We start from the raw sequence: 21,375 nt of genomic DNA on the forward strand, positions 1-21,375 counted from the left end.
GTCAGCGCCGCGAGCTGGCGCGATCGGTCAGCGGATCTTCCAGCCCCACATTGGTCGATGCCGACTCGTAGACCGCCTTGTCCAACAAACCGGTTTCCTTGGCCACCAGCACCGGTACCAGCATCTGCCCGGTCACGTTGGTCATGGTGCGCATCATGTCGAGGATGCGGTCGATCGCATACAGATAGCCGATGACTTCCAGCGGCAGGTTGGCCGCACTGAGCACCACGGTGGCCATGATCACCGCAGTGCCCGGCACGCCGGCCGTGCCGAAGCTGCCGAGTACAGAAGCGATCAACACCACGAAATACTGATTGGCAGTCAGTGGCACGCCGGTGTATTGCGCAATGAACACCGCGCACAAGGCCGGAAAAATCGCGCCGCAGCCATCCATCTTGATGCTGGCACCCAGCGGCACCGCGAATGCGGCGTAATCCTTGCTGACGCCCAGGTTATGCGTGATCGAGCGCATCGCCACCGGCATCGCGGCAAAACTGGACGAACTGACGAATGCCACCTGCATGCCCGGCGCTGCACCACGGAAGAACTTCCACGGATTCAATCCATGCAACAACAACAGGCTGCTGTAGACCACCACGATGTGGATCGCGCAGGCCACATACAACGCCAGCACGAAGTTGCCGAACGGCAACAGCTTCGCAAAGCCGTAGCTGCCCACCAGACCGGCGATCAGGCCGAAGGTGCCGAGCGGGGTCATCTCCAGCACGAAGCGGGTGACCTGGATCATGATGTCGCTCAGTTGCGCGGTGAGCTTGCGCGCCTCGGCCACGCGCTCGCCAAGCTTGACCATCGCAAAGCCCAGCAGCGCGGCGAAGAAGATCACCGGCAGGATCGATCCGCGCCCGGCCGCCAGGACCGTTTCGCCGGCCGCGTTGGTCTTGGTGCCGATGCCGGTCAACGCGTAGAACGGGTTGGAGGGCACCACGTCCAGCAGCACCTTGATCGGGCTGGGCACATCGCGCGGTTTCCAGGCCGAATCCACGCTCAGGCTGAAATGGCCGGCGCCGGGCTGCATGAGCGTGCCCACTGCCAGACCCACGCCCACCGCCAGCGCAGCGGTGATGACGAACCACAGAAAGGTACGCCCGCCGAGTGCGGCGACGGATTTTTGCCCGTGCAGCGACGAGATCGCATTGATCACCGCGAAGAACACCAGCGGGATCGCGATCATCTTGATCAGGGTGACGTACAGATCGCCGAGTGGGCCGAACCACACATCGGCCGCAGGGCCCATGGCCGCTCCGGCGATCGCACCCAGCACGAAGCCAGCCACCACGCGTTGCCAGAACGGAATGCGCAACCAGGCCGAGACCAATGTCATGCGTCGAATCATCCGGGGGGAGAGTGCATGCACGATAGCTCAGGCCCGCGCTGGCCGCGAGACCACGACTGGAACAGCGGTGTGTCATCGGTGTGACGGATGCATCCCGGCATAATGTGTGCTGATTCAGCCACGAGTTCGATGCCGATGCGTTACCGCCTGCCTGCCCTTGCCGCCCTGACCACCTTGTGTGTCGCCGCCTGCGCTTCCACCACCGGCACCAGTGCGTCCGCGCCTGCCGCCGTGCGCGTGGAGGTGCCGCAGGTGACGCATCCCGCCGGCGAGACACCGCAATGGTGGTACCGCTCGGGCGCCGCGCGCGCAGCCGGCAATGGCGCGATGGCCGGGCGTGCGCGCAACGTGATCCTGTTCCTGGGCGATGGCATGAGCCTGACCACGGTGGCTGCCGCGCGCATTCTGGATGGCCAGCGCAAGGGCGGGCCGGGCGAAGAGAATCTGCTGTCGTGGGAGCAATTTCCGGCCACCGCCTTCAGCAAGACCTACAACACCGATTCGCAGACGCCCGATTCGGCCGGCACCATGACCGCCATCACCACAGGGGTGAAATCGCATATGGGCGCGATCGGCGTCAGCAGCGGCAACCGCAGCGACTGCGCCGATAGCCTGGGCAAGGGGCTGCTGAGCTGGCTGCAACTGGCCGACAGCGCCGGCATGGCGACCGGCATCGTCACCACAACCCGCCTCACCCACGCCACCCCGGCGGCCACCTACGCGCATTCGCCGGACCGCAACTGGGAGAACGACACCGACCTGCCCGAGTCCGCGCGCACTGCAGGCTGCCAGGACATCGCTCAGCAACTGCTGTCCACCGCGCGCTTCGGACGCGGACCGCAGGTGGTGCTGGGCGGCGGACGCAGCCAGTTCCAGACCGTGCAGGAGCGCGATCCGGAATACGACGACAAGGTCGGCCTGCGCCTGGACGGCCGCAATCTGGTCGCCGAGTGGAAACAGGCGCATCCGCAAGGCGCCTATGTCTGGAACGAACAGCAATTGAAGGCGGCGGCCGGCGCGCCTGCGCTGCTGGGCCTGTTCGAGCCGGATCACATGCAGTTCGACCACGACCGCAATCGCACCCCGCAAGGCGAGCCCAGCCTGACCGAGATGACTCGCACCGCGATCCAGTCGCTGTCGCGCGATCCGAACGGCTTCGTGCTGATGGTCGAAGGCGGCCGTATCGATCACGCCAACCATGCCGGCAACGCCTACCGCGCGCTCGACGAAACCGTGTCGCTGTCCGATGCGGTGCGCACCGCCGTGCAGACCGCGCCACCGGACACGCTGATCATCGTCACCGCCGACCACTCGCATACGCTCAACTTCGTCGGCTACCCGGTGCGCGGCAACCCGATCCTGGGCAAAGTGCGCGGCACCGGCGGCGAAGAAGGCGACCGCACCCAGCTGGCCACCGACCTGGCCGGCCAGCCCTACACCACACTGAGCTACGCCAACGGCCCCGGCCACACCGGCGCCAGCAACGCGCAACCGGCCGGACCGAAGAAGTACCCGCACGAACCCAGCAGCAGCGAGCCTGCTTCCGGACGCCCGGATCTGACCCACGTCGACACCGAAGCGCCCAGCTACATGCAGGAATCGCTGGTGCCGACCAAATCCGAAAGCCATGGCGGCGAAGACGTCGGCATCTGGGCAACCGGCCCGGGCAGTGCGGCGTTTCGCGGCACGCTGGAAGAGAACGTGATCTACCACGTCATCGTGCAAGCCACCCCGCGCCTGCGCGAGCGCCTGTGCAAGGCCGGCACCTGCGACAGCGCCGGCGTGCCGGTGGAGTTGCCGGCATCGGCGGTGTTCGAGACTGCGACCAAGCGTTGATGTGCAGTGTTGCGCCGTTGCGATTGGCAGGCGGTGGCAATCCGCTACCGGTCGCACCGTGCCGCAGCGCTGTCTTGATCGGCATGCACAGATGACTGCCCTGGCGCTCCCCGCGACGCCGCCGGGCCCGATCCTTGTCGCCTACAGCGGCGGCATGGATTCGAGCGTGTTGCTGCAGCTGCTGGCAGCCGCGCCGCGCTATCGCAACATCGGCTTGCGCGCGGTGCACGTGCATCACGGCTTGCACGCCGATGCCGATGCATGGGCTGCGCATTGCCAGCGCCAATGCGATGCATTGCAGATTCCCTTGCAGATCGCGCGCGTGCAGGTCGCGCGCGACAGTGGCCTGGGTCTGGAAGCGGCCGCACGCCATGCACGCCACGCCGCGTTTGCCGAAACACTCACGCCCGGCGAATGGCTAGCGCTGGCGCACCATCGCGATGACCAGGCCGAAACCTTCCTGCTACGCGCACTGCGCGCTTCCGGCCCGGACGGCTTGGCTGCCATGCGCGCGCAGCGTCCATTCGCAGGCGGCATGCTGTGGCGTCCACTGCTGCACCATGCACGCACCGACTTGCTGGCCTATGCGCAGGCACATGGGCTGGAATGGATCGAAGACCCCAGCAATGCCGACACACGGTACGACCGCAACTTCCTGCGCACCCAGCTCATGCCTCTGCTGCAGCAACGCTGGCCACAGGCCGCCGAGGCGTTGGCGCGCAGTGCGCACCTGAGCGCCGATGCCAGCGCGTTGCTGCTGCAAGAGGACACCGCGCTGCTGCCCACCATGCTGACCGCAACCGGCGCGCTGGATCTGCAACGGTTGCGTGCACAGCCCGCGCCACGTCGGCCGCGCCTGCTACGCGCCTGGGTGAGTGCGGCACACGCCCCGCCGCTGCCCGCACATGGCATCACCGCGCTGGAACAGGAAATCGACAACCACGCACCGGACCGGCAAGCGCGCTTTGCCTGGCAACAGGTCGAAGTGCGTCGCTGGCGCCAGTGTCTGTATTTACTTCGCCCACACACCGCATGCCCGCCGCAGTGGCAGACGCACTGGGATGGCCAGGCGGCGCTGCAGCTGCCCGATGGCGCGCAGTTGCAGTTACACGGCGCCCCCGGCCTGCGCTTCGCGCAACCCCTGCTGGTGCGCACACGCCACGGTGGCGAGCGCATCGTGTTGCCGCAACGTGCGCACTCGCATCGCCTCAAGCACCTGCTGCAGGAACTGGATCTACCGCCCTGGGAACGCGAACGCCTGCCGATCCTGTGGGACGGCGACCAGGTACTCGCAGCCGGCGATCGCATCATCTCCGCCGCATTGAACGACTGGCTGCAGGCCAATAACGCAGCGTTGCGATGGCACAGCAACACAGCTGCGAATTGACCCGCCTGCGCGCGCGCCGCACACTTTACCGATGGCCAAGAAGTCCTTGAACGAAACATCCCCGGTTGCCCGCTTCGAACAGTCGCTGGAAGAACTCGAGCAACTGGTGCAGAAGATGGAAGTCGGCGACCAGAGCCTGGAGCAATCGCTCCTGGCCTATGAGCGCGGCATCGGCTTGTACCGCGATTGCCAACAGGCACTGGAACACGCCGAACTGCGCGTCCGCATGCTGACCGACCCCGCCCGCCCCGATCTGGCCGAAACCTTCGAACCGCCGTCGTCGGACGGCGGCTGAGGTGAGTTCGGCGTTGTTCGATCACTGGATCGCCCGTACCGAACGCAGCCTGGGGGCATGCCTGCCAAGCCAAGCGCTTGCCCCGCAGCGCCTGCACGCCGCCATGCGGCACGCGGTACTGGGCGGCGGAAAGCGCATGCGTCCGTTGCTGGTGTATGCGACCGGCGCGCTGTTCGACGCCGACGAAGACAGCCTGGACACCCCTGCCGTGGCGGTGGAGCTGATCCATGCCTATTCGCTGGTGCACGACGATCTGCCGGCGATGGACGACGACGCGCTGCGCCGCGGCCAGCCCACCGTACATATCGCCTTCGATGAAGCCACGGCGATTCTGGCCGGCGATGCGCTGCAGACGCGCGCGTTCGAACTATTGGCTGCGGCATCGGTGAGTGCCGACCTGCGGGTCGGCTGGTTGCAGAGCCTGGCCGGCGCTGCCGGCGCTGCCGGCATGTGTGGAGGCCAGGCGCTGGATATCGATGCCACCGGCCAGCTGCAATCGCTGAGCGACCTGGAACGCATGCACGCACTCAAGACCGGCGCGCTGATCCGCGCGGCGGTGCGCATGGGCGCGTTGACCGGTGGCGCCGCGCATGCCGACCAGCAGCGCCTGGACGCCTTTGCCGATGCGCTGGGCCTGGCGTTCCAGGTGCGCGACGACATTCTGGATGTGGAATCGAGCTCGGCGCAGCTGGGCAAGACCGCCGGCAAGGACGCTGCGCAATCCAAATCCACCTATCCCGCCCTGCTCGGGATGGACGGCGCCAAGGCCAAGCTGGCAGAGCTGGCCACGCGCATGCACGACATCCTGCAGCCCTACGGCCAGCCCGGCGAAACGCTGGCGACGCTGGGCCGGTTTGCGGTGGACCGCGCGCACTAGCGCGACGCTCAAAACGACCGCACAGCCATACAACCGGCCCACCCAATCAAACGCGGACGTCGCTGCGTGGTCACTCGCCAGCGGCAGCGATGCATGTATCAATCCTGCGATAGCGCCACCTTCTGCGCACACCGTGCGCCAGCGCACGGTGGAGACGTGGAGCGTCCTCGAATAACCGGGGTTGTGCGTCACAAAACGTAAATTCTCTTTTCATAGATTTTCACAAGGGAATTTATGCGGTGCGCGTTAAAAATGTGGATGGACGCACACCTTGGAGCCAAATTGTCGCCATCGCTGTCCATATTTGCCATTCCAGCGCCATCAGTAGGCCAAAAACAGCACGAATCGATTGTCTTGTCGTGCCCGCTCGCCCTGCCTAGGTTGGTCTGCCCGCGTTCAGCGGACATCCCCCGATCACATGGAGAGTTGCTGGTGAAGAATGTTTTTCTCGCATCGTTTGCAGCAGGCACGTTGGCCGTTGTCGGCGTGCTCGGATCGGCGCAGGCGCAGTCCGTGCGCGGCCCGGTTCCGTTGACCATCGAACTAGCGCCGGTCGCCGATCAGGCTGGGCGGCACCAAGGCAAGATCGCCGTCACCGTTACCAACAACGGCAGCCAGATCGCGCGCGTGCCGACCTATCAGCTGCCGCTGAAGTCACTGGATAACGGCATTCTGGACGTCAGCCGCGATGGTACGCCGGTGAACTACACCGGGCGCCTGGTCAAGCGCGGCCTGCCCAAGGCTTCCGACTTCACCATCCTCAAGCCCGGCCAGAGCGTGCAGGGCGAGGTCGATCTGGCGGGCGCCTACGATCTGTCCACCAGCGGCAACTACACCATCCAGGTCCGCTCGTCGCTGCAATACGCCTCACTGTCCGATGGCAGCCTGATGAAGGCGGCCAACGGCGAGCCGGCCGTGGCCACCAGCACCCCGCTCACCGTCTGGCTGGACGGCGCACGGCGCGGCGTGCAACGCCAGCTCGCAGTCGGCCCGACCGCCGTGGTCAACGGCATCAACTATCTCAACTGCAGCACCACCCGCACCAACCAGGCCGCCAGTGCCGTCACTGCCGCGCGTAATTACTCGCAGAACGCGCGCACCTACCTCAACGGCGGCAGCACCGGCGCGCGTTACACCACCTGGTTCGGCGCCTACAATGCATCGCGCTACAGCCGGGTCAGCTCGAACTTCGTCAACATCGACAACGCGCTGGACCAGAACAACGGCCAGCTGACGATCAACTGCAGCTGCGAAGCGGATCTGGCGGACGCCTTCGCCTACGTCTATCCGAACCAGCCGTACGAGATCCATGTGTGCAACGCGTTCTGGAGTGCCTCGACAACCGGTACCGACTCCAAGGCCGGCACGCTGGTGCACGAGACCAGCCACTTCACCGTGGTGGCCGGCACCCAGGACCGCGTCTATGGCCAGTCCGGCGCGCGTAGCCTGGCGATCAGCAACCCGGCCCAGGCGATCACCAATGCCGACAGCCACGAGTACTTCGCCGAAAACACCCCGGCGCAGAACTGATCCAGCAGTCGTTTGAAACGACAAAGGCCCGGCATCGCTGCCGGGCCTTTGTCATTCGCACCGTGCCGGATTACTTGATCAGGCGCAGCGTGAACGGATAACGGTAATGCTCGCCGTTGTTGGCCTTGACTGCGGCCAGGATGCACAACACCAGATTGCCGATCCACACCAACGTCGGCACGAAGAACAGAATGCCGAACGACACGATGGTCAGGATCACCGCAGCCACATAGGCGATGATCACGGTGATCTGGAAGTTCAGCGCTTCCTTGGCCTGATCGGTGGCGAATGGCTTGGACGGGCTGGCGTCCTTGCTGATCAGCCAGATCACCAGCGCGCCGATGAAGGACGTGAGGATGCCGAGCAGATGCGCGGCAAGCGCCAGGGTGCGCTCCTCCGACGGCGAGCTGGTGCCGATCGGCGGTGGCGGCGGTGCAGCGTGTGACTCGAAGTCGCTCATCATGTCTCCCCATGCATGGTTGTGGTGCGGCGGACTATAGCAACCCGTCAGCCAGCCACCAGTGCGGGAAGACATGGTCTCGTTCGCGATGCTCCTCGGCAGTCGCCGGGAGCGGTGAGCACAGTCGTCGCGATCGGCACGCTCAGCTGTCGCCTGCCACCGTCATGCGGTTGAGCAGCACCGCACCGATCTTGACGTGCGAACGCGGATCCACATCGTTGCCGACCGCCTCGATGCCGGCGAACATCTCGCGCAGGTTGCCGGCGATGGTCAGGCCATCGACCGGATAGGCGATCACGCCGTTCTCGATCCAGAAACCACCGGCGCCGCGCGAGTAATCGCCGGTCACTGGATTGACCCCGTTGCCCATCAGTTCGGTGACCAGCAGACCGCGCGACATGCCGGACATCATCGAGGCCAGATCGCCCGCATTCGCAGTGACCTGCAAGTTGTGCACGCCGCCGGCGTTGGCGGTGGTCTGCAGGCCCAGCTTGCGTGCCGAATAGCTGCCGAGCACATACCGCTGCAGCACGCCGTCGGTGATCAGCGCCGAACGCCGCGTCGCCACGCCCTCACCATCGAAGGCGGCCGAGCGCAGCCCTCGACGCAGATGCGGCAACTCCTCGATGTTGAACCAGTCCGGGAACAGCTTGGTACCGACACTGTCGAGCAGGAAGCTGGCACGCCGATACAGCGCGCCACCGGAGGCCGCGCCAAGCAGATGGCCGACCAGCGAGCGCGCCACTTCCGGCGCAAACAGCACCGGCAGCTGGCCGGTCGGCAGTGAACGCGGTTGCAGCCGCGCCAGGGTGCGCTCGGCAGCATGGCGGCCGATCGCCTCGGGCGCTTCCAGGTCTTCGCGTGCCAGCGCGCTGCTGTACCAGCCATCGCGCTGCATGCCGTCGCCCTGCCCGGCGATCAGCGCGCAGCTGATCGAATGATGGGTGCCGCGCTCGCGGCCGATGAAGCCATGCGAGTTGGCATACACCGACAGGCTGAGCCCGGTGCTGGCCGAGGCGCCATCGGAATTGCTGATCCGGGCATCGGCATCGCGCCCGGCGGTTTCGCAGGCCAGCGCCAGGTCCACTGCGGTGTCGGCGTCCAGCGCCCACGGGTGCCAGCTGTCCAGTTCGGGGAACTCGCGCGCCATCAGTTCCGGATCGGCCAGGCCGGCGGCCACGTCGTCTTCTGTATAGCGGGCGATCGCGCAGGCCTGGGCCACGGTGGATTCCAGGCTGGAATCCTGCAGGTCGGCGGTGCTGGCGCTGCCCTTGCGCTTGCCGAAGTAGACGGTGACCGCGATACCGCGGTCGCGGGTGGATTCCACCGTTTCCACGTCACCCAGCCGCACGTTGACGTCCAGGCCGCGCTCTTCGCTGCAGCTCACTTCGGCCTGGGTGGCGCCGGCCGCACGGGCGCGCTCGAGCAGGCGCTGCGAGATGTCGGTGAGCGCGTCAAGACGCTGCAGGCTGTCGTCGTGGACACGTGTTTCGGAGGAGAGTGCGTTCAATGCTTTATCCTTAGGAACGCGGATCCTTCCGCAAAAGCTCGGCCATCGTTGGCCGGAGTGTCTGAATTCAGTGCGGAGTGTTCCGCCGGCGCCCGGCCGTTCAAGGCCGGAGTTTTTATCAACCAAGTTTCGGGATGTAGTGGCAATGCGCGGACGCGACGAAGACACCGGTGAATTTCGCGGCGCCAGCCGCAGCCAGCAACGGCGCGAGGCGCTGGAAATTTTCGACCTGGGCGAAAAGCTGGTTGCGCTCACCCCGGCGCAGCTGGCCAAGTTGCCGGTGCCCGAATCGCTGATTCCGCATATCGAAGAGAGCAAGCGCATCACCTCGCATATCGCGCACAAGCGGCAGCTGGCGTTTCTGGCCAAGCACATGCGCCGCGAGGACGACACCACGCTGAACGCGCTGCGCGACGCGCTGGATGCCAATAGCGACACCGCGCGCCGCGAAGTGGCCGCGATCCACCGCGTCGAGCGTTGGCGCGAGCGGCTGCTGGCCGAGAGCGACGTGGCCCTGGCCGAATTGCTGGAAGCCTACCCGGCCGCCGACCGCCAGCAACTGCGCCAGCTGGTGCGCAACGCCATCAGCGAGCGGGCCAAGAACAAGCCGCCGCGCGCCTACCGCGAGCTGTTTCAGGTGCTGCGCGAGTTGTCCACGCAGGCGGGCGAAGAAGTGGATGCCGGCGACCACATCGATCTCGACGACAGCGACGACGCCAACAGCGAAGAAACGCGGACCGAGGACTGAGGAACGACCCAGGCGGGACGCATCACGCCTCGCCGCCCCCGCTGTTGCGATTCCCGAATCCCCATTCCCGAATCCCCGCATCTCAGGCCTGCGTTCCGCCAACGGTGATGCCGTCGATCAGCAGCGAGGGCTGGCCGACGCCGACCGGCACGCTCTGCCCGTCCTTGCCGCACACGCCCACGCCTTCGTCCAGCGCCAGGTCATTGCCGATCATCCGCACCTTCTGCATGGTCTCCGGGCCGTTGCCGATCAGCGTGGCGCCCTTGACCGGCGCGGTGACCTTGCCGTCTTCGATCAGGTAGGCCTCGGTGGCCGAGAACACGTACTTGCCGCTGGTGATGTCGACCTGGCCGCCGCCGAAGTTGACCGCATAGATGCCCTTCTTGACCGAGCGGATCATCTCCTGCGGATCGTGCTGCCCGGCGCGCATGTAGGTGTTGGTCATGCGCGGCATGGTCAGGTGCGCAAACGACTCGCGGCGGCCGTTGCCGGTCGGTGCCACGCCCATCAGGCGCGCGTTATGGGTGTCCTGCATGTAGCCGACCAGCACGCCGTCTTCGATCAGCGTGGTGCACTGGGTGGGCGTGCCTTCGTCGTCGATATTGAGCGAGCCGCGACGGCCGTCCAGGGTGCCGTCATCGACGATGGTCACACCCGGCGAGGCCACGCGCTCGCCGATGCGGCCGGCGTAGACGCTGGTGCCCTTGCGATTGAAGTCGCCTTCCAGGCCATGCCCGACCGCCTCATGCAGCAGCACGCCGGGCCAGCCCGGGCCGAGCACGACCTGCATCACGCCGGCCGGAGCCGGAATCGCATCCAGATTGACCAGGGCCTGGCGCAGCGCTTCGCGCGCGAAGCCCTCCGGGCGGCCGTCGGCGAACAGCTCGGCATAGCCGTAACGCCCGCCGCCGCCGGAATAGCCGGATTCGCGGCGCCCGCCGTGTTCGACGATCACCTGCACATTCATGCGCACCAACGGGCGCACATCGGCGGCCAGCACGCCGTCGCTGCGCGCGATCAGCACCGTGTCCACACCGCCGGACAGGCTCACCATCACCTGTTTGACGCGCGGATCGGCGGCGCGCACGTACTGGTCGATGCGGCGCAGCAACTCGACCTTGGTCGCGCTGTCCATGTCGTCGATCGGGTCGGTGGCCGGGTACAGCGCACGACCACTGCCGCGCACCAGCGCGCGGGTGGATTGCGCACCGCCGTCGCGCGAGATCGCGCGCGCCGACTGCGCCGCTTCCAGCAGCGCCTCGCGCTGGATGTCGTCGGAGTAGGCAAAGCCGGTCTTTTCGCCGGAAATCGCACGCACGCCCACGCCTTGTTCGATGGAATGTGCACCGTCCTTGACGATGCCGTCTTCCACGCTCCAGCTCTCGCGTCGCGAATGCTGGAAATACAGGTCGCCGAAGTCGATGCCCGGGCCCAACAGGGCGCCGAAGGTGCGGTCGAGATGGCCGGTGTCCAGGCCGGAAGGAAGCAGCAGCCGGGTTTCGGCCAGAGTGAGAGCGTTATCGGTCATGCGATCAGGATGGGGCCCGCACGCCGGGGAGACAAGTCGTTCGGCTGAACGTGCGGCGCGGCTATCATCGCAGGCCCGCTGCCCTGCCGACGCCCGCGCATGAAGCTCACTGCCCACGTCCTGGATGGCCACACGCTGGACATCCGCCCCGCCCCGCATGAGCGCGACTGGATGGACGCCACCGACCAGCGCTATGCCTACCGCTGCCTGCCGCTGGCGATCGCCAATGCGCATGGCTGGGAGCTGCTGTGCCAGGCCGGTTTCGCGGCCAGCTGGAACGGCGGCGATGGCCTGGACGCCATCCAGATCGTTGCCGATGCCGGCAGCGCATCGCCGGCGATCAGCCACTTCGGCTATGGCGTGCTGACCTTCCACGTGCCCTGCCTGTTCCGCACCGAAGAAGGCATCGATCTGTTCGTCACCGGGCCGTTGAACCGGCCCAAGGACGGCATCGGCGCGTTGAGCGGCATGGTGGAAACCGACTGGAGCCCGTACACCTTCACCATGAACTGGAAGTTCACCCGGCCCGGGCGGGTGCGCTTCGACGCCGGCGAGCCGTTCTGCCATCTGTTTCCGCTGCCACGCCGGCTGATCGAGCAAGTGCAACCGCAGTGGCAGCCGCTGTCCGAGGCGCCGGAACTGGCGCGGCAGCACGCCGACTGGACCCACAGCCGCACGCGATTTCTGGATGAACTGCCGGATGCGCAATCGGCCGCCGCACGCGAGAAATGGCAGCGCGGCTATTTCCGTGGCGTGGCTGGCGCAGATCAAGCGCCGGCGCCGGGCCACCGTTCGCGTCTGCGCCTGCCGATGTTCGCGCGTGCTGCCAGCGAAGACGAGGTAGGTAACGAGACGCCAGCAGACTGAGCACGTCAGCGTATGGGCGCGGCTCGCCACGTGCAGAGCTTGCTGGAAGGCGCTAGGTGTATTCGATTTGCCCGGCGGACGCTTCAACGCCTCAGCGCGACGGTGTGCGGACTGGCCCGATGCATTGCGTGCGCTAGGCGCATTTGACTAATCCCGCGGCGCGCCGCACGCTTGGGCGCCTCAGCGCGGCGCTGCACCAGGCTTGCTGGAACTGCTAGCTGGCGCACTTGAAGAACTCGGCTTGCTTGGCGCACGCTCGCGCGCTTCGCGTTCCACCACGTCCACCTGCGGCTCCTTCCACGGGCCGGTGACGTGATAAGTCTTGGCACCGATCGCGCCCAGCGGCTTGCTCAACACCGCATTGGCGGCCGCGCCCACCGCCGCGCCGACCGGGCCACCGGCCACGGCGCCGACAACGGCCAGCAGATTGCCGGCCTTGGGATTCACGTCCACGGTCTGGTCGAAGGTCTGCGCACGCAGGTCGGTCAGCCCGCGGATGGCGATGTCGGCGGCCGGGCCTTCGATGCGGATGGCGTCGGTGCGCGCGAAACCATCGCCGAAGCGCACCTCGCCGGCCAGCTTGTTGAACGCTAGCCCCTTGGAGAAGAAGTCGCGGAAGTCGAACATCAACCGGCGCGGCAACTGCGCCACGCTGAGCAGGCCGAGCACGCGGCCGGCGCCGGGATCCACTTCCAGCAATTGGCCGTTGCGTACGTCGATCTTGAGATCGCCGTCCAGCGAACCGAGCGCAAAGCCAGTCGGCGAGCCCTGCCAGCCGGCGTTGAGCTCAAGCTGGCCTTCGCCACCGCGCAGCTGACCGCCCAGGGTGAGGTTTTGCAGCAGATTGCCGAGATTGCGGCTGTCCACGCGCGCCGATAGCCGGGTGCTGGCGGATTCGCCCTTGCCGCGCCAGGCGCCGGTCAGACCAATGCTCTGATCGTTGGAGCGCAGTTGCAGCTGATCCACCTGCATGCCGTCGCTGAGCCGGCTGCTGCGCAAAATAGCCGCGCCCAGGGTCATCTTGCCGACCTGCAAGTCATCGATATCTAGCGACAACGGCGGAATCGACACCGGGTCGAACTCGGCCACCGCGCGGCGCGCCGGCTCGGGCAAGGCGCCGGCCAGCGGGTCGCCCGGCTCGGGCGCCGCCGGTTCGGCGGCAACCACTACCGGCTGCCAGTGCACGGTGCGCAGCTTGCCCTGCACGGCGGCGCCGTCGGCATTGGGCACCGTGAGCTGGCCGGCCAGGGACGGCCCGTCCAGTGTCACCGCCACCGCGTCGCGGGTCGGGCGCAGCCGCAGCCGGGTCTGCGGGAACACGCCGCCGATCATCAGAAGTCTGTCCGCCTGCACGTCCACCTGCTGCAGCGGCACGGTGCTTTTTTTGGTCTCCGGCTGGCCCGGCAGCGGCGGCGTCTCCGGCTCGCTGCTACCGCGCGCCAGGCTGATCCAGTCGATCGCATCCAGCGAGGCGGTGCGGCCGGTGACGATCAACCCGTTGGCCGGTGGGCGCTCGCTGACCGTGTCGGTGCCCATCACCACGCGCACGCCGGTCTGGTTGCCCTGGCTGCTGGCCTTGAGCGCCACCAGCTTGCCGAACGCCACATCGATATCGCCATCGCCGACCGGCAAGGCCACCTTGACCTGGGTGTCCAGCGGCTGGGTGGCCGCCTTGTCCAGCGGCGCGGGCAGATCCAGGGTGGTGCCGACCAGGTCCGAGCGCAGGCTCAACATCGCCTTTGCATCGGTCTGGCCCGGCGGCGGCAGCGGCACATCCACGCCCACCTGCCAGGGCGCGCTGCCGTGCACGTACGGGCGCAGCCATTCCATCTGTGGCGCGCGGTCGAACAATTCCTTGGCATCCAGGGTGGCGGCAAAGCGCGCTTCGAACGCCTGCTTCGGGTCCTGCACGAAGCCGCCGGCACGCAGGGACAACTCGCCACTGCGGCCCTGGTGCTGCACGCTCAACTGCTCGGCGGCAAAGCCGGTGTCGCGGTAGTCGGCCTGGCCGCTGACCTGGTCGAAGGCCAGATTCCAGCGCGCGTCGGCCAGCCTGGCACCCTGCAGCGCGACCGTGCCCTGCAGATGCCCGCCCACACCCTTGCTGCGTAACGGGCGCAGCAGATCGAACGTCACCGTTGCCGGGCCGGACACCGTGAGATTGTGCAAGGTGTCGCCGTAGCGACGCTCCAACGGACTTTTGCGCAGCATGCTCAGCAACTGCGTGGCGTCGGCCTGGGTGGAAGCGCGCACGTAAAGTTCGGAGGTGGCGAAATTGGGAATGCCGGCCTCAAGCCGGGTGATCGGCGCGCCAGCCAACTCGCCACTTCCCTGCAGGGAGAAGCCGTTACCGAGGAAGCTCAGATCGGCCTGCACCTGCTCCATCGCCGGCCATTCGGGATTGAAGGGGATCACGCCGTCGCGAATGTGGCCGAACGCTTCGAAGCGCCCGTCGTTGCCTTCGAACGGCCAGTCGTCCAGATCGCCACTGACCAGGCCGGTGCCGCCGGTGATCACGCCGCCGGCTACCGCTTTGTCCAGCCAGTCGATGGCGGGCTTGCTCATCTTCGAGCGGATCCAGAATTTGCGCGCCACCGGCAAGGCGACATCGTCCAGTTGCGTGGCCAGCTGGATGCGCGGGCGGCTGCCATCGTTCTGGAACCACAGCCCGCCGCGCACATTGGCGCCGTAGTCCTTGGCCTGCACCCGCAAGGCCGGCGTGGCGACCTGCCAGCCGGCGCCGTCGCGCCAGCCGACGAGCTTGCCGGCCAGCTGGATCTCATGCACCACCCCGAAGCCGGTCGGCCAGTCGAAACGCACCGTGGCATCGGGCGCGGTATCCAGCTCGACCGCCTGCGCATCGCCATCGATCTGCCCGCGCAAACCGCTGACGCCTGGCGAGTTGCCCACCGGTAGAAATGCCAATTCGTCGATCTGGCCCTGCGCGCGCAGGGCACCGCCCTGCTCGCCTGCAACCTGCAGGTCGGCCACGCGCAGCTGCGGTTTGGACAAACTCAACCAGCGCCGCAAGGTGGGCGACAGGTGGTCGCTCAATGCCGCCGCTGCGATCAGGCCGGAGACATCCACATGTTTGCCGACCACCGCGTAACGGCGCCCGCCAGCAATGCTCAGCCCATCCAACTGCTGCAATTTGGCCGCCTCGCCCAGCCGCAGCAGCGGCGCATCCACACGCCAGCCGCCTTCGATGGTCTGCCAGCGCGCGCGTGCCTGCAGCCGCTCCCACACCAGCGTGCGGCGTGCGGTTTCATCCGGCAACGCGGCACCGGACAAGCGCACCTGTTGAAGATCGGCATCCACGGTGACACCGGTGATGCGGCGCGCGCGCAGTTGTGCCCACGCCTGCAGCCGTCCGCCGCCGCCATCCACGCGCATGCCGCCGACGTGCAGCAACGAGGCCCACGCGGCCAGATCTGCGGGGTCGGCCTGCGCGTAAGCGCTGCCGTCGCCGCTGTTGCGATCGAACTCCAGCACGGTGGTCAACGGTGCGCGCTGCACATCGATCCAGGCGTGGCTGCCGACTTTCACCGTCGAACCGCTGACACGCAGACGCAGGTCGATGCGCGGCAAGGTGGTGTCCAGGCCGATCGAGGGCGCGGTCACATGCAAATGCGCCTCGGCCACCTGGATTTCACCAAGGCGACGCAAGGCTTCCAAGGGGTCGGCACGCCGCGCGGCCGGCAAGCCCTGTACTGACCACACACCGTCATCGCTACGCTGCAGCGTCAGTGCCAGACCACGCAGGCGGACTTCGGTCAGCGAATGGCCGGGCAACAGGCCGGCGTACATCGCCAGCAGGATTTCGGCCTGGCCCACGCGCACTTCGCCATGCGGGCCGATCCGCAAGCCGTCCAGCCGCAACAGCGGACCGCGTCGGGTCCACTCGGTCTGCAGGCGATCGAAGGCAATGGGCTGGCCGGCGCGCTGACTCAACCACGCGGCGATCTGCTGTGGCCGCTGCTCGGCAAGCGGCAACGCCTGGCTGGCCGCACCCACCAGCAATGCGATCGCCACCAGCACGAGTGCGGTGGCGGTGATCGCATAGCGGCGAAACAGACGCAGACGGCGGCGCAGCGGGGTGGGCATTAACGGCCGGGAATGGGGAGTGGGAAATGGGGAATCGCAGGAGCAGAAAACGCGCCACACGCACGATCATCCACTTGCGCGCGCCGCCATTCTAAAGATGTCGGCAGTAACCCGCAGAGCGCCTTTCGCTCCATCTCCATCCCCATTCCCGATTCCCGACTCTCCATTCCCAGCCTCACAGCAGCACCACATCGAACTGCTCCTGCAGATACTGGTCGTCGGACTGGAAGCGGATGCTCTTGCCGAGGAATTCCTCCAGCTCGGCCACCGCCGCCGATTCTTCGTCGGTGATCCGCGCCACCACTTTGGACGAGGCAATCACCAGCAGCCGCGCCGCGTCGAACTGACGCACCGCACGGGTGATCTCGCGGAAGATCTCGTAGGTCACCGTTTCGGCGGTCTTGATGGTGCCGCGCCCGCTGCACTGGCCGCAGGTTTCCGACAGCTGCCGCTCCAGGCTTTCGACGGTGCGCTTGCGGGTCATTTCGACCAACCCCAGCGGCGAGAATTCGTACACGGTGGTCTTGGCGTGATCGCGCGCCAGTGCCTTTTCCAGCGTGCGCAGTACCTGGCGGCGATGCTCGGCATCGTCCATATCGATGAAGTCGATGATGATGATCCCGCCCAGGTTGCGCAGCCGCAGCTGCCGCGCCACCGCTTGCGCGGCCTCCAGGTTGGTGCGGAACACGGTTTCCTCGAGATTGCGCTGACCGACGAACGAACCGGTGTTGACGTCGATGGTGGTCATCGCCTCGGTCTGGTCGATCACCAGGTAGCCACCGGACTTGAGCGGCACCTGCTTGTTCAGCGCGCGCCCGATCTCGTCCTCGACCCCGTACAGGTCGAAGATCGGCCGGTCGCCGGTGTACAGCTCCAGCCGCTCGGCCAGCACCGGCATGTACTTGGCCACGAACGCCTGCAGCTGCACGAAGGTCTCGTTGGAATCGACCTTGACCTTCTCCACGTCGCGGCGGATCAGATCGCGCACCGCACGCAGCGGCAGGCTCAGGTCTTCATAGATGATGCTGCACGGCGGCGCTTCGCGACCGCGCCGCTCCACCACGTTCCAGACCCGCGACAGATAGGCGATGTCCTCGGCCAGCGCCTCGGCCGGCTGGCCTTCGGCATTGGTACGGATGATGTAGCCAAAGCCACCGTGCTGGGCCGAGACCTCGCTGACGATGGTCTTCAGACGTAGCCGCTCGGCCTCGTCCTCGATCCGCGCCGACACCCCGACGATCTTGGACTGCGGCAGCAGCACCAGATAGCGCGAGGGAATGCTGATCTGGGTGGTCAGCCGCGCGCCCTTGGTGCCGATCGGGTCCTTGACCACCTGCACCACGATGTCCTGGCCGTCGCGCAGCAGTTCCACGATCGGCACCGAGGCCGCCGGTGGCGGCGGAATCGGGGTCTCTTCGGTATCGACCACGCTGGCCGGCGCGGGCGCCGGGCGGATTACGTCGTTGGCGTGCAGGAACGCGGCGCGCTCCAGACCCAGTTCGACGAACGCCGCCTGCATGCCGGGCATCACCCGCTGCACCTTGCCCTTGTAGATATTGCCGACCACGCCACGGCGCCAACCGCGCTCGATATGCAGTTCCTGCAGCATGCCGTTCTCGATCACCGCCACGCGGGTCTCGCGCGGGGTGACGTTGACCAAAATCTCTTCCGACATCAATGCGCTCCGAAGGCTGTGAGCAACTGCGAGGTGTGAAATAAGGGCAATCCCATCACGCCGGAATAGCTACCGGACAGATGGCTGATAAAACGTTCGGCGCGTCCCTGGATCGCGTACGCGCCGGCCTTGCCCATCGGCTCGCCGCAGGCCGCATAGGCAGCGATCTGCGCAGCATCGAGCGTGTCGAACGTGACCTCCGATACCACCAACGCCTGCGCCGGGGCGCGTTGTGCGCAGACTAGAACCACCGCTGTGAGTACCTGGTGGGTGCGCCCTGACAGCAAGCTCAACATCGCGATCGCATCGGCCACATCGACCGGCTTGCCGAACACCCGCTCGCCCAACACCACCTCGGTATCGGAGCCCAGCACGATCGCATCGGGGTCGCTGGCCTGCACCTGCGCCAGCCCGGCGCGCGCCTTGTCCAGCGCAACGCGTTGCACGTAGTGCGCGGGCGATTCGTCGGGCGCGCGCAGCTCGGGCACGTCCAGTTGCAAGGTCTGGAACGGCACATCAAGGCGTTGCAGGAGTTCTTGTCGGCGCGGCGACCGGGAGGCGAGATAAAGCATCCTTCCAGCATACCCGTTGCCCATGCTCGCCCGCTTGCTTGGGTGGCACACAGTGGTCGCGTTCGACTCACAACATGTTCATCGAACTCACAACACGCTCTGCAGACAGACAAGGAGATCTCATGCGTACCACCTTCAAGCCGTTGTTGCTGGCCCTCTCGATCGCTGCCGGAACCGCCATGACCGCCCATGCTCAACCTGCGTCGAGTTACACCATTCCTAACGACGGCACCTTGCTCAACGTCTCGGCCGAAGCGGAAGCCAAGCGCGTGCCGGACATCGCCACGCTGTCTGCCGGCGTGGTCACCCAGGCTGCCGACGGCAACGCCGCCATGCGCCAGAACGCCGAGCAGATGAACAAGGTGCTGGCCGCCGTCAAGGCCGCCGGCATCGCCGACAAGGATGTGCAGACCAGCGGCATCAACCTCAGCCCGCAGTACACCTACAAAGAAAACGAAGCGCCCAAGATCAACGGCTACCAGGCCAGCAACACGGTCAACCTCAAGGTCCGCGACATCACCCGCCTGGGCAAGGTGCTCGACGCCCTGGTCGCCCAGGGCGCCAACGACATCAATGGCCCCAGCTTCTCGATCGACCAGCCCGAGCCGGTCTACGACGAAGCACGCGTGGCCGCACTGAAGAAGGCCCAGGCCCGCGCCGACACCTACGCCAAGTCGCTCGGCCTGAAGGTGCGCCGCATCGTCAGCATCTCCGAAGGCCGCAGCGGTGGCGGCGTGCGCCCGATGATGATGGCCGCCTCGATGCGCTCGGCCAAGGTCGAGATGGACACCCCGGTCGCTCCTGGCGAGAGCACGCTGTCGATCAACCTGGATGTGACGTTCGAATTGGGGCGTTGACCGGATCGCAATCGAGCTTGAATTGATTTCTCTGACTGCCCTCTCCTGAGGGCAGTTTTTTATTGGGAAAGCCGAAAATTCTGGTGCATCGCCTTGCCATGTCACTGTGACCGCATCTAGTCGTACGCGCGGTCGTACGCGAGTCTGCCACACCAGCCAAGCAGCCCGAATCGATACGCCCGGAGTCAATCGGCGAGCCATCGCCGGCGCTGCGAAATCACTTGTGTCCACACAAAGGTCGCGGTAAACCTACGTCACCGGATGGTGGTGTGCGTCCGGGTCGCGCTGGTCCGTTCCGCAGTTCCGTTGAGGAGGTGGATGATGGTTCTCACGCAATCGCAGGTTTCTTCCCGATCCACAGGCATCGACACCTCGCGCGTTCTGGCGATGAGTACGGCCGTGGCGTTGCATTTGCTGGCCGGCGGGCTGTTGCTGATTCCGCTCTCGTACCGGGCGATTCCGCAGCAGCCTATGCCCAAAGAACGTTGGGTCATGCCGATGACGGTCCCAACGCCACCCGCCCCGCCAGCGGTGTTCCCAATCGAAGTGAAGTTCAAGCCACAGGCGACGCAGACACCGCCGACCACCGTGCCGGTGCAGGTACAGGTGCAAACACCAGTGGTGAATCAGGCACCGTTAGTGGACAGCGCAGCGCTTGCCTTGCCCGCTGTCTCCGACGCTGTGACTGACACCGCTCCGGCCATTGCCGCACCCAGCGGCCCGGTCGAGGCAGGCCAGCTGCAGTATCTGAGCTCACCGGCGCCGGGTTACCCGGTGGCCGCATTACGTGCAGGACAACAAGGCACCGTGCTGCTACGCGTGTTGGTCGGTACCGATGGGCGCCCGACCGAGGTGAGCGTGCAGACCAGCAGCGGTCATCGCGCACTCGATCTGGCGGCGCGTAGCCAGGTGCTGCGCAGCTGGCGTTTCCAGCCGGCGATGCAGAATGGCCAGGCCGTGCAGGCCTACGGTCTGGTACCGGTGAGTTTTTCGTTGAATTGAGTGAGTCTGGAATGCGGCGACTCGGCCTTCGGGTCGCCGCATACAAGCAGTGCTCCACATCAGACCGGCATGGAAGCGCTCTGGGAGCAGGTGCTCGTGCAATGGATTTCCAATTGTCGGGCACAGCCTCCTGACGAGTGCTCGCGATGCAATGTCAGCAGCACACACGATCAATGCGGCGGCGACCGGCGGGTCACCACGACAGGCAACAGCAGCGGCTATTGGCACACCGCAAAACCTTGCTCACCACTCACGCGCGGTGATACGGATGATTGGCCAGCATCGCCGCAGCGCGATACAGCTGCTCGGCGACGATCAGGCGCACCAGCATGTGCGGCAGGGTCAACGGGCCGATCGACCAGCTTTCGCTGGCGGTTTTCAGCACATCGGCGGAGTGACCTTCGGGGCCGCCGATCAGAAACGCCAGATCGCGGCCCTGCCCGCGCCAATGTTCCATGCGTTGGGCGAGCTGCTCCGAACTGAGCGGGCGACCCGGGATATCGAGCGCCACCACGTAGGCGTTCTTGGGCAGCGCGGCAAGCACGCGGCGGCCTTCGTCGTCGGTGGCGCGTTGCGCGTCGCGGCCCTTGCCGCGTAGGCCGGGTTCGATCTCGACCAGCTCCAATGGCATCCAGTGCGAAAGACGTTTCTGATATTCGGCAAAGCCCTGCGCCACCCAGGCCGGTGCGCGCTCGCCGGTAGCGATGAGTCGGCATTTCATCGCGACATGATATCCGCGTCACAGCCCGGGCATCGGAACCAGGTCGATCACA

At 66.3% G+C, this 21,375-nt stretch carries 17 protein-coding genes; 9 read left to right on the plus strand and 8 right to left on the minus strand.

Annotated elements, in window-relative coordinates:
* Window position 1 precedes the first annotated feature (1 nt).
* Window positions 2-1,342, minus strand: a complete 1,341-nt coding sequence (locus tag FFY45_RS17445) for a dicarboxylate/amino acid:cation symporter (protein WP_176341383.1) — start codon at window positions 1,340-1,342, stop codon at window positions 2-4.
* Between the two features lie 141 nt (window positions 1,343-1,483).
* Between FFY45_RS17445 and FFY45_RS17450 the strand changes: the two genes are divergently transcribed.
* The 5 genes from FFY45_RS17450 (at window position 1,484) to FFY45_RS17470 (ending at window position 7,279) form a co-directional block, all read left to right on the plus strand.
* Entirely contained in the window at window positions 1,484-3,190 is a 1,707-nt protein-coding gene (locus tag FFY45_RS17450) for an alkaline phosphatase (protein ID WP_176341384.1), read from the plus strand.
* A 91-nt stretch (window positions 3,191-3,281) separates the two neighbouring features.
* Window positions 3,282-4,577 (plus strand): tRNA lysidine(34) synthetase TilS, encoded by a 1,296-nt coding sequence (gene tilS, locus FFY45_RS17455; RefSeq protein ID WP_176341385.1) that lies wholly within the window; start codon window positions 3,282-3,284, stop codon window positions 4,575-4,577.
* Window positions 4,578-4,608: 31 nt separating this feature from the next.
* The gene (locus FFY45_RS17460) at window positions 4,609-4,872 is read left to right on the plus strand and encodes an exodeoxyribonuclease VII small subunit (protein WP_176341386.1); all 264 of its coding nucleotides are present in this window, start codon (window positions 4,609-4,611) and stop codon (window positions 4,870-4,872) included.
* A 1-nt stretch (window position 4,873) separates the two neighbouring features.
* The gene (locus FFY45_RS17465) at window positions 4,874-5,749 is read left to right on the plus strand and encodes a farnesyl diphosphate synthase (RefSeq protein WP_176341387.1); all 876 of its coding nucleotides are present in this window, start codon (window positions 4,874-4,876) and stop codon (window positions 5,747-5,749) included.
* 432 nt (window positions 5,750-6,181) lie between these two features.
* Window positions 6,182-7,279 (plus strand): M35 family metallo-endopeptidase, encoded by a 1,098-nt coding sequence (locus tag FFY45_RS17470; RefSeq protein ID WP_176341388.1) that lies wholly within the window; start codon window positions 6,182-6,184, stop codon window positions 7,277-7,279.
* Window positions 7,280-7,349: 70 nt separating this feature from the next.
* Here FFY45_RS17470 and FFY45_RS17475 read toward each other — a convergent pair whose 3' ends face one another.
* Together FFY45_RS17475 and pmbA are read right to left on the minus strand one after the other, a co-directional pair.
* Entirely contained in the window at window positions 7,350-7,814 is a 465-nt protein-coding gene (locus tag FFY45_RS17475) for a DUF4870 domain-containing protein (protein WP_176341389.1), read from the minus strand.
* 67 nt (window positions 7,815-7,881) lie between these two features.
* Window positions 7,882-9,249, minus strand: a complete 1,368-nt coding sequence (gene pmbA, locus FFY45_RS17480) for a metalloprotease PmbA (protein ID WP_176341390.1) — start codon at window positions 9,247-9,249, stop codon at window positions 7,882-7,884.
* Between the two features lie 145 nt (window positions 9,250-9,394).
* On the opposite strand from pmbA, the gene yjgA reads away from it, so the two are divergent.
* Window positions 9,395-9,997, plus strand: coding sequence for a ribosome biogenesis factor YjgA (gene yjgA, locus FFY45_RS17485; protein ID WP_176341391.1), 603 nt, complete (start codon window positions 9,395-9,397; stop codon window positions 9,995-9,997).
* An 82-nt stretch (window positions 9,998-10,079) separates the two neighbouring features.
* Here the strand turns inward: yjgA and tldD are convergent, their stop codons facing one another.
* A complete protein-coding gene (gene tldD / locus FFY45_RS17490) occupies window positions 10,080-11,525 on the minus strand; it encodes a metalloprotease TldD (protein WP_176341392.1) in 1,446 nt (481 codons plus the stop codon).
* A gap of 99 nt (window positions 11,526-11,624) precedes the next feature.
* Here tldD and FFY45_RS17495 point away from each other — a divergent pair, with 99 nt between their 5' ends.
* Entirely contained in the window at window positions 11,625-12,392 is a 768-nt protein-coding gene (locus tag FFY45_RS17495) for a DUF6065 family protein (RefSeq protein ID WP_176341393.1), read from the plus strand.
* 180 nt (window positions 12,393-12,572) lie between these two features.
* On the opposite strand, the gene FFY45_RS17500 is transcribed toward FFY45_RS17495, so the two are convergent.
* The 3 genes from FFY45_RS17500 to FFY45_RS17510 form a co-directional block, all read right to left on the minus strand.
* Complete coding sequence (locus FFY45_RS17500; protein WP_176341394.1) at window positions 12,573-16,496, minus strand: YhdP family protein; 3,924 nt, start codon at window positions 16,494-16,496, stop codon at window positions 12,573-12,575.
* Between the two features lie 175 nt (window positions 16,497-16,671).
* A complete protein-coding gene (gene rng, locus FFY45_RS17505) occupies window positions 16,672-18,171 on the minus strand; it encodes a ribonuclease G (protein WP_006449951.1) in 1,500 nt (499 codons plus the stop codon).
* Window positions 18,171-18,743 carry a Maf-like protein gene (locus tag FFY45_RS17510; protein WP_006449950.1) on the minus strand — a complete coding sequence of 191 codons (573 nt, stop codon included), beginning with the start codon at window positions 18,741-18,743 and terminating at the stop codon, window positions 18,171-18,173. The genes rng and FFY45_RS17510 overlap by 1 nt, the downstream gene beginning before the upstream one ends.
* 122 nt (window positions 18,744-18,865) lie before the next feature.
* Here FFY45_RS17510 and FFY45_RS17515 point away from each other — a divergent pair, with 122 nt between their 5' ends.
* Window positions 18,866-19,600, plus strand: a complete 735-nt coding sequence (locus tag FFY45_RS17515; protein ID WP_006449949.1) for an SIMPL domain-containing protein — start codon at window positions 18,866-18,868, stop codon at window positions 19,598-19,600.
* Window positions 19,601-19,918: 318 nt separating this feature from the next.
* A complete protein-coding gene (locus FFY45_RS17520) occupies window positions 19,919-20,602 on the plus strand; it encodes an energy transducer TonB (RefSeq protein ID WP_176341395.1) in 684 nt (227 codons plus the stop codon).
* A 250-nt stretch (window positions 20,603-20,852) separates the two neighbouring features.
* Here the strand turns inward: FFY45_RS17520 and rlmH are convergent, their stop codons facing one another.
* The gene (rlmH, locus tag FFY45_RS17525) at window positions 20,853-21,323 is read right to left on the minus strand and encodes a 23S rRNA (pseudouridine(1915)-N(3))-methyltransferase RlmH (RefSeq protein WP_168957765.1); all 471 of its coding nucleotides are present in this window, start codon (window positions 21,321-21,323) and stop codon (window positions 20,853-20,855) included.
* Window positions 21,324-21,375 lie beyond the last annotated feature (52 nt).

Origin of the sequence: Xanthomonas hortorum, assembly GCF_011305375.1 — a bacterium.
GTDB classification, from domain to species: domain Bacteria; phylum Pseudomonadota; class Gammaproteobacteria; order Xanthomonadales; family Xanthomonadaceae; genus Xanthomonas; species Xanthomonas hortorum_E.

Bases quoted from the DNA above. Each gene is read 5' to 3' on its own strand.
- FFY45_RS17445 (WP_176341383.1), bottom strand. From the start codon at position 1,342: ATGACATTGGTCTCGGCCTGGTTGCGCATTCCGTTCTGGCAACGCGTG.
- FFY45_RS17450 (WP_176341384.1), top strand. From the start codon at position 1,484: ATGCCGATGCGTTACCGCCTGCCTGCCCTTGCCGCCCTGACCACCTTG.
- tilS (WP_176341385.1), top strand. From the start codon at position 3,282: ATGACTGCCCTGGCGCTCCCCGCGACGCCGCCGGGCCCGATCCTTGTC.
- FFY45_RS17460 (WP_176341386.1), top strand. From the start codon at position 4,609: ATGGCCAAGAAGTCCTTGAACGAAACATCCCCGGTTGCCCGCTTCGAA.
- FFY45_RS17475 (WP_176341389.1), bottom strand. From the start codon at position 7,814: ATGTCTTCCCGCACTGGTGGCTGGCTGACGGGTTGCTATAGTCCGCCG.
- yjgA (WP_176341391.1), top strand. From the start codon at position 9,395: ATGCGCGGACGCGACGAAGACACCGGTGAATTTCGCGGCGCCAGCCGC.
- tldD (WP_176341392.1), bottom strand. From the start codon at position 11,525: ATGACCGATAACGCTCTCACTCTGGCCGAAACCCGGCTGCTGCTTCCT.
- FFY45_RS17495 (WP_176341393.1), top strand. From the start codon at position 11,625: ATGAAGCTCACTGCCCACGTCCTGGATGGCCACACGCTGGACATCCGC.
- FFY45_RS17500 (WP_176341394.1), bottom strand. From the start codon at position 16,496: ATGCCCACCCCGCTGCGCCGCCGTCTGCGTCTGTTTCGCCGCTATGCG.
- rng (WP_006449951.1), bottom strand. From the start codon at position 18,171: ATGTCGGAAGAGATTTTGGTCAACGTCACCCCGCGCGAGACCCGCGTG.
- FFY45_RS17510 (WP_006449950.1), bottom strand. From the start codon at position 18,743: ATGCTTTATCTCGCCTCCCGGTCGCCGCGCCGACAAGAACTCCTGCAA.
- FFY45_RS17515 (WP_006449949.1), top strand. From the start codon at position 18,866: ATGCGTACCACCTTCAAGCCGTTGTTGCTGGCCCTCTCGATCGCTGCC.
- FFY45_RS17520 (WP_176341395.1), top strand. From the start codon at position 19,919: ATGATGGTTCTCACGCAATCGCAGGTTTCTTCCCGATCCACAGGCATC.
- rlmH (WP_168957765.1), bottom strand. From the start codon at position 21,323: ATGAAATGCCGACTCATCGCTACCGGCGAGCGCGCACCGGCCTGGGTG.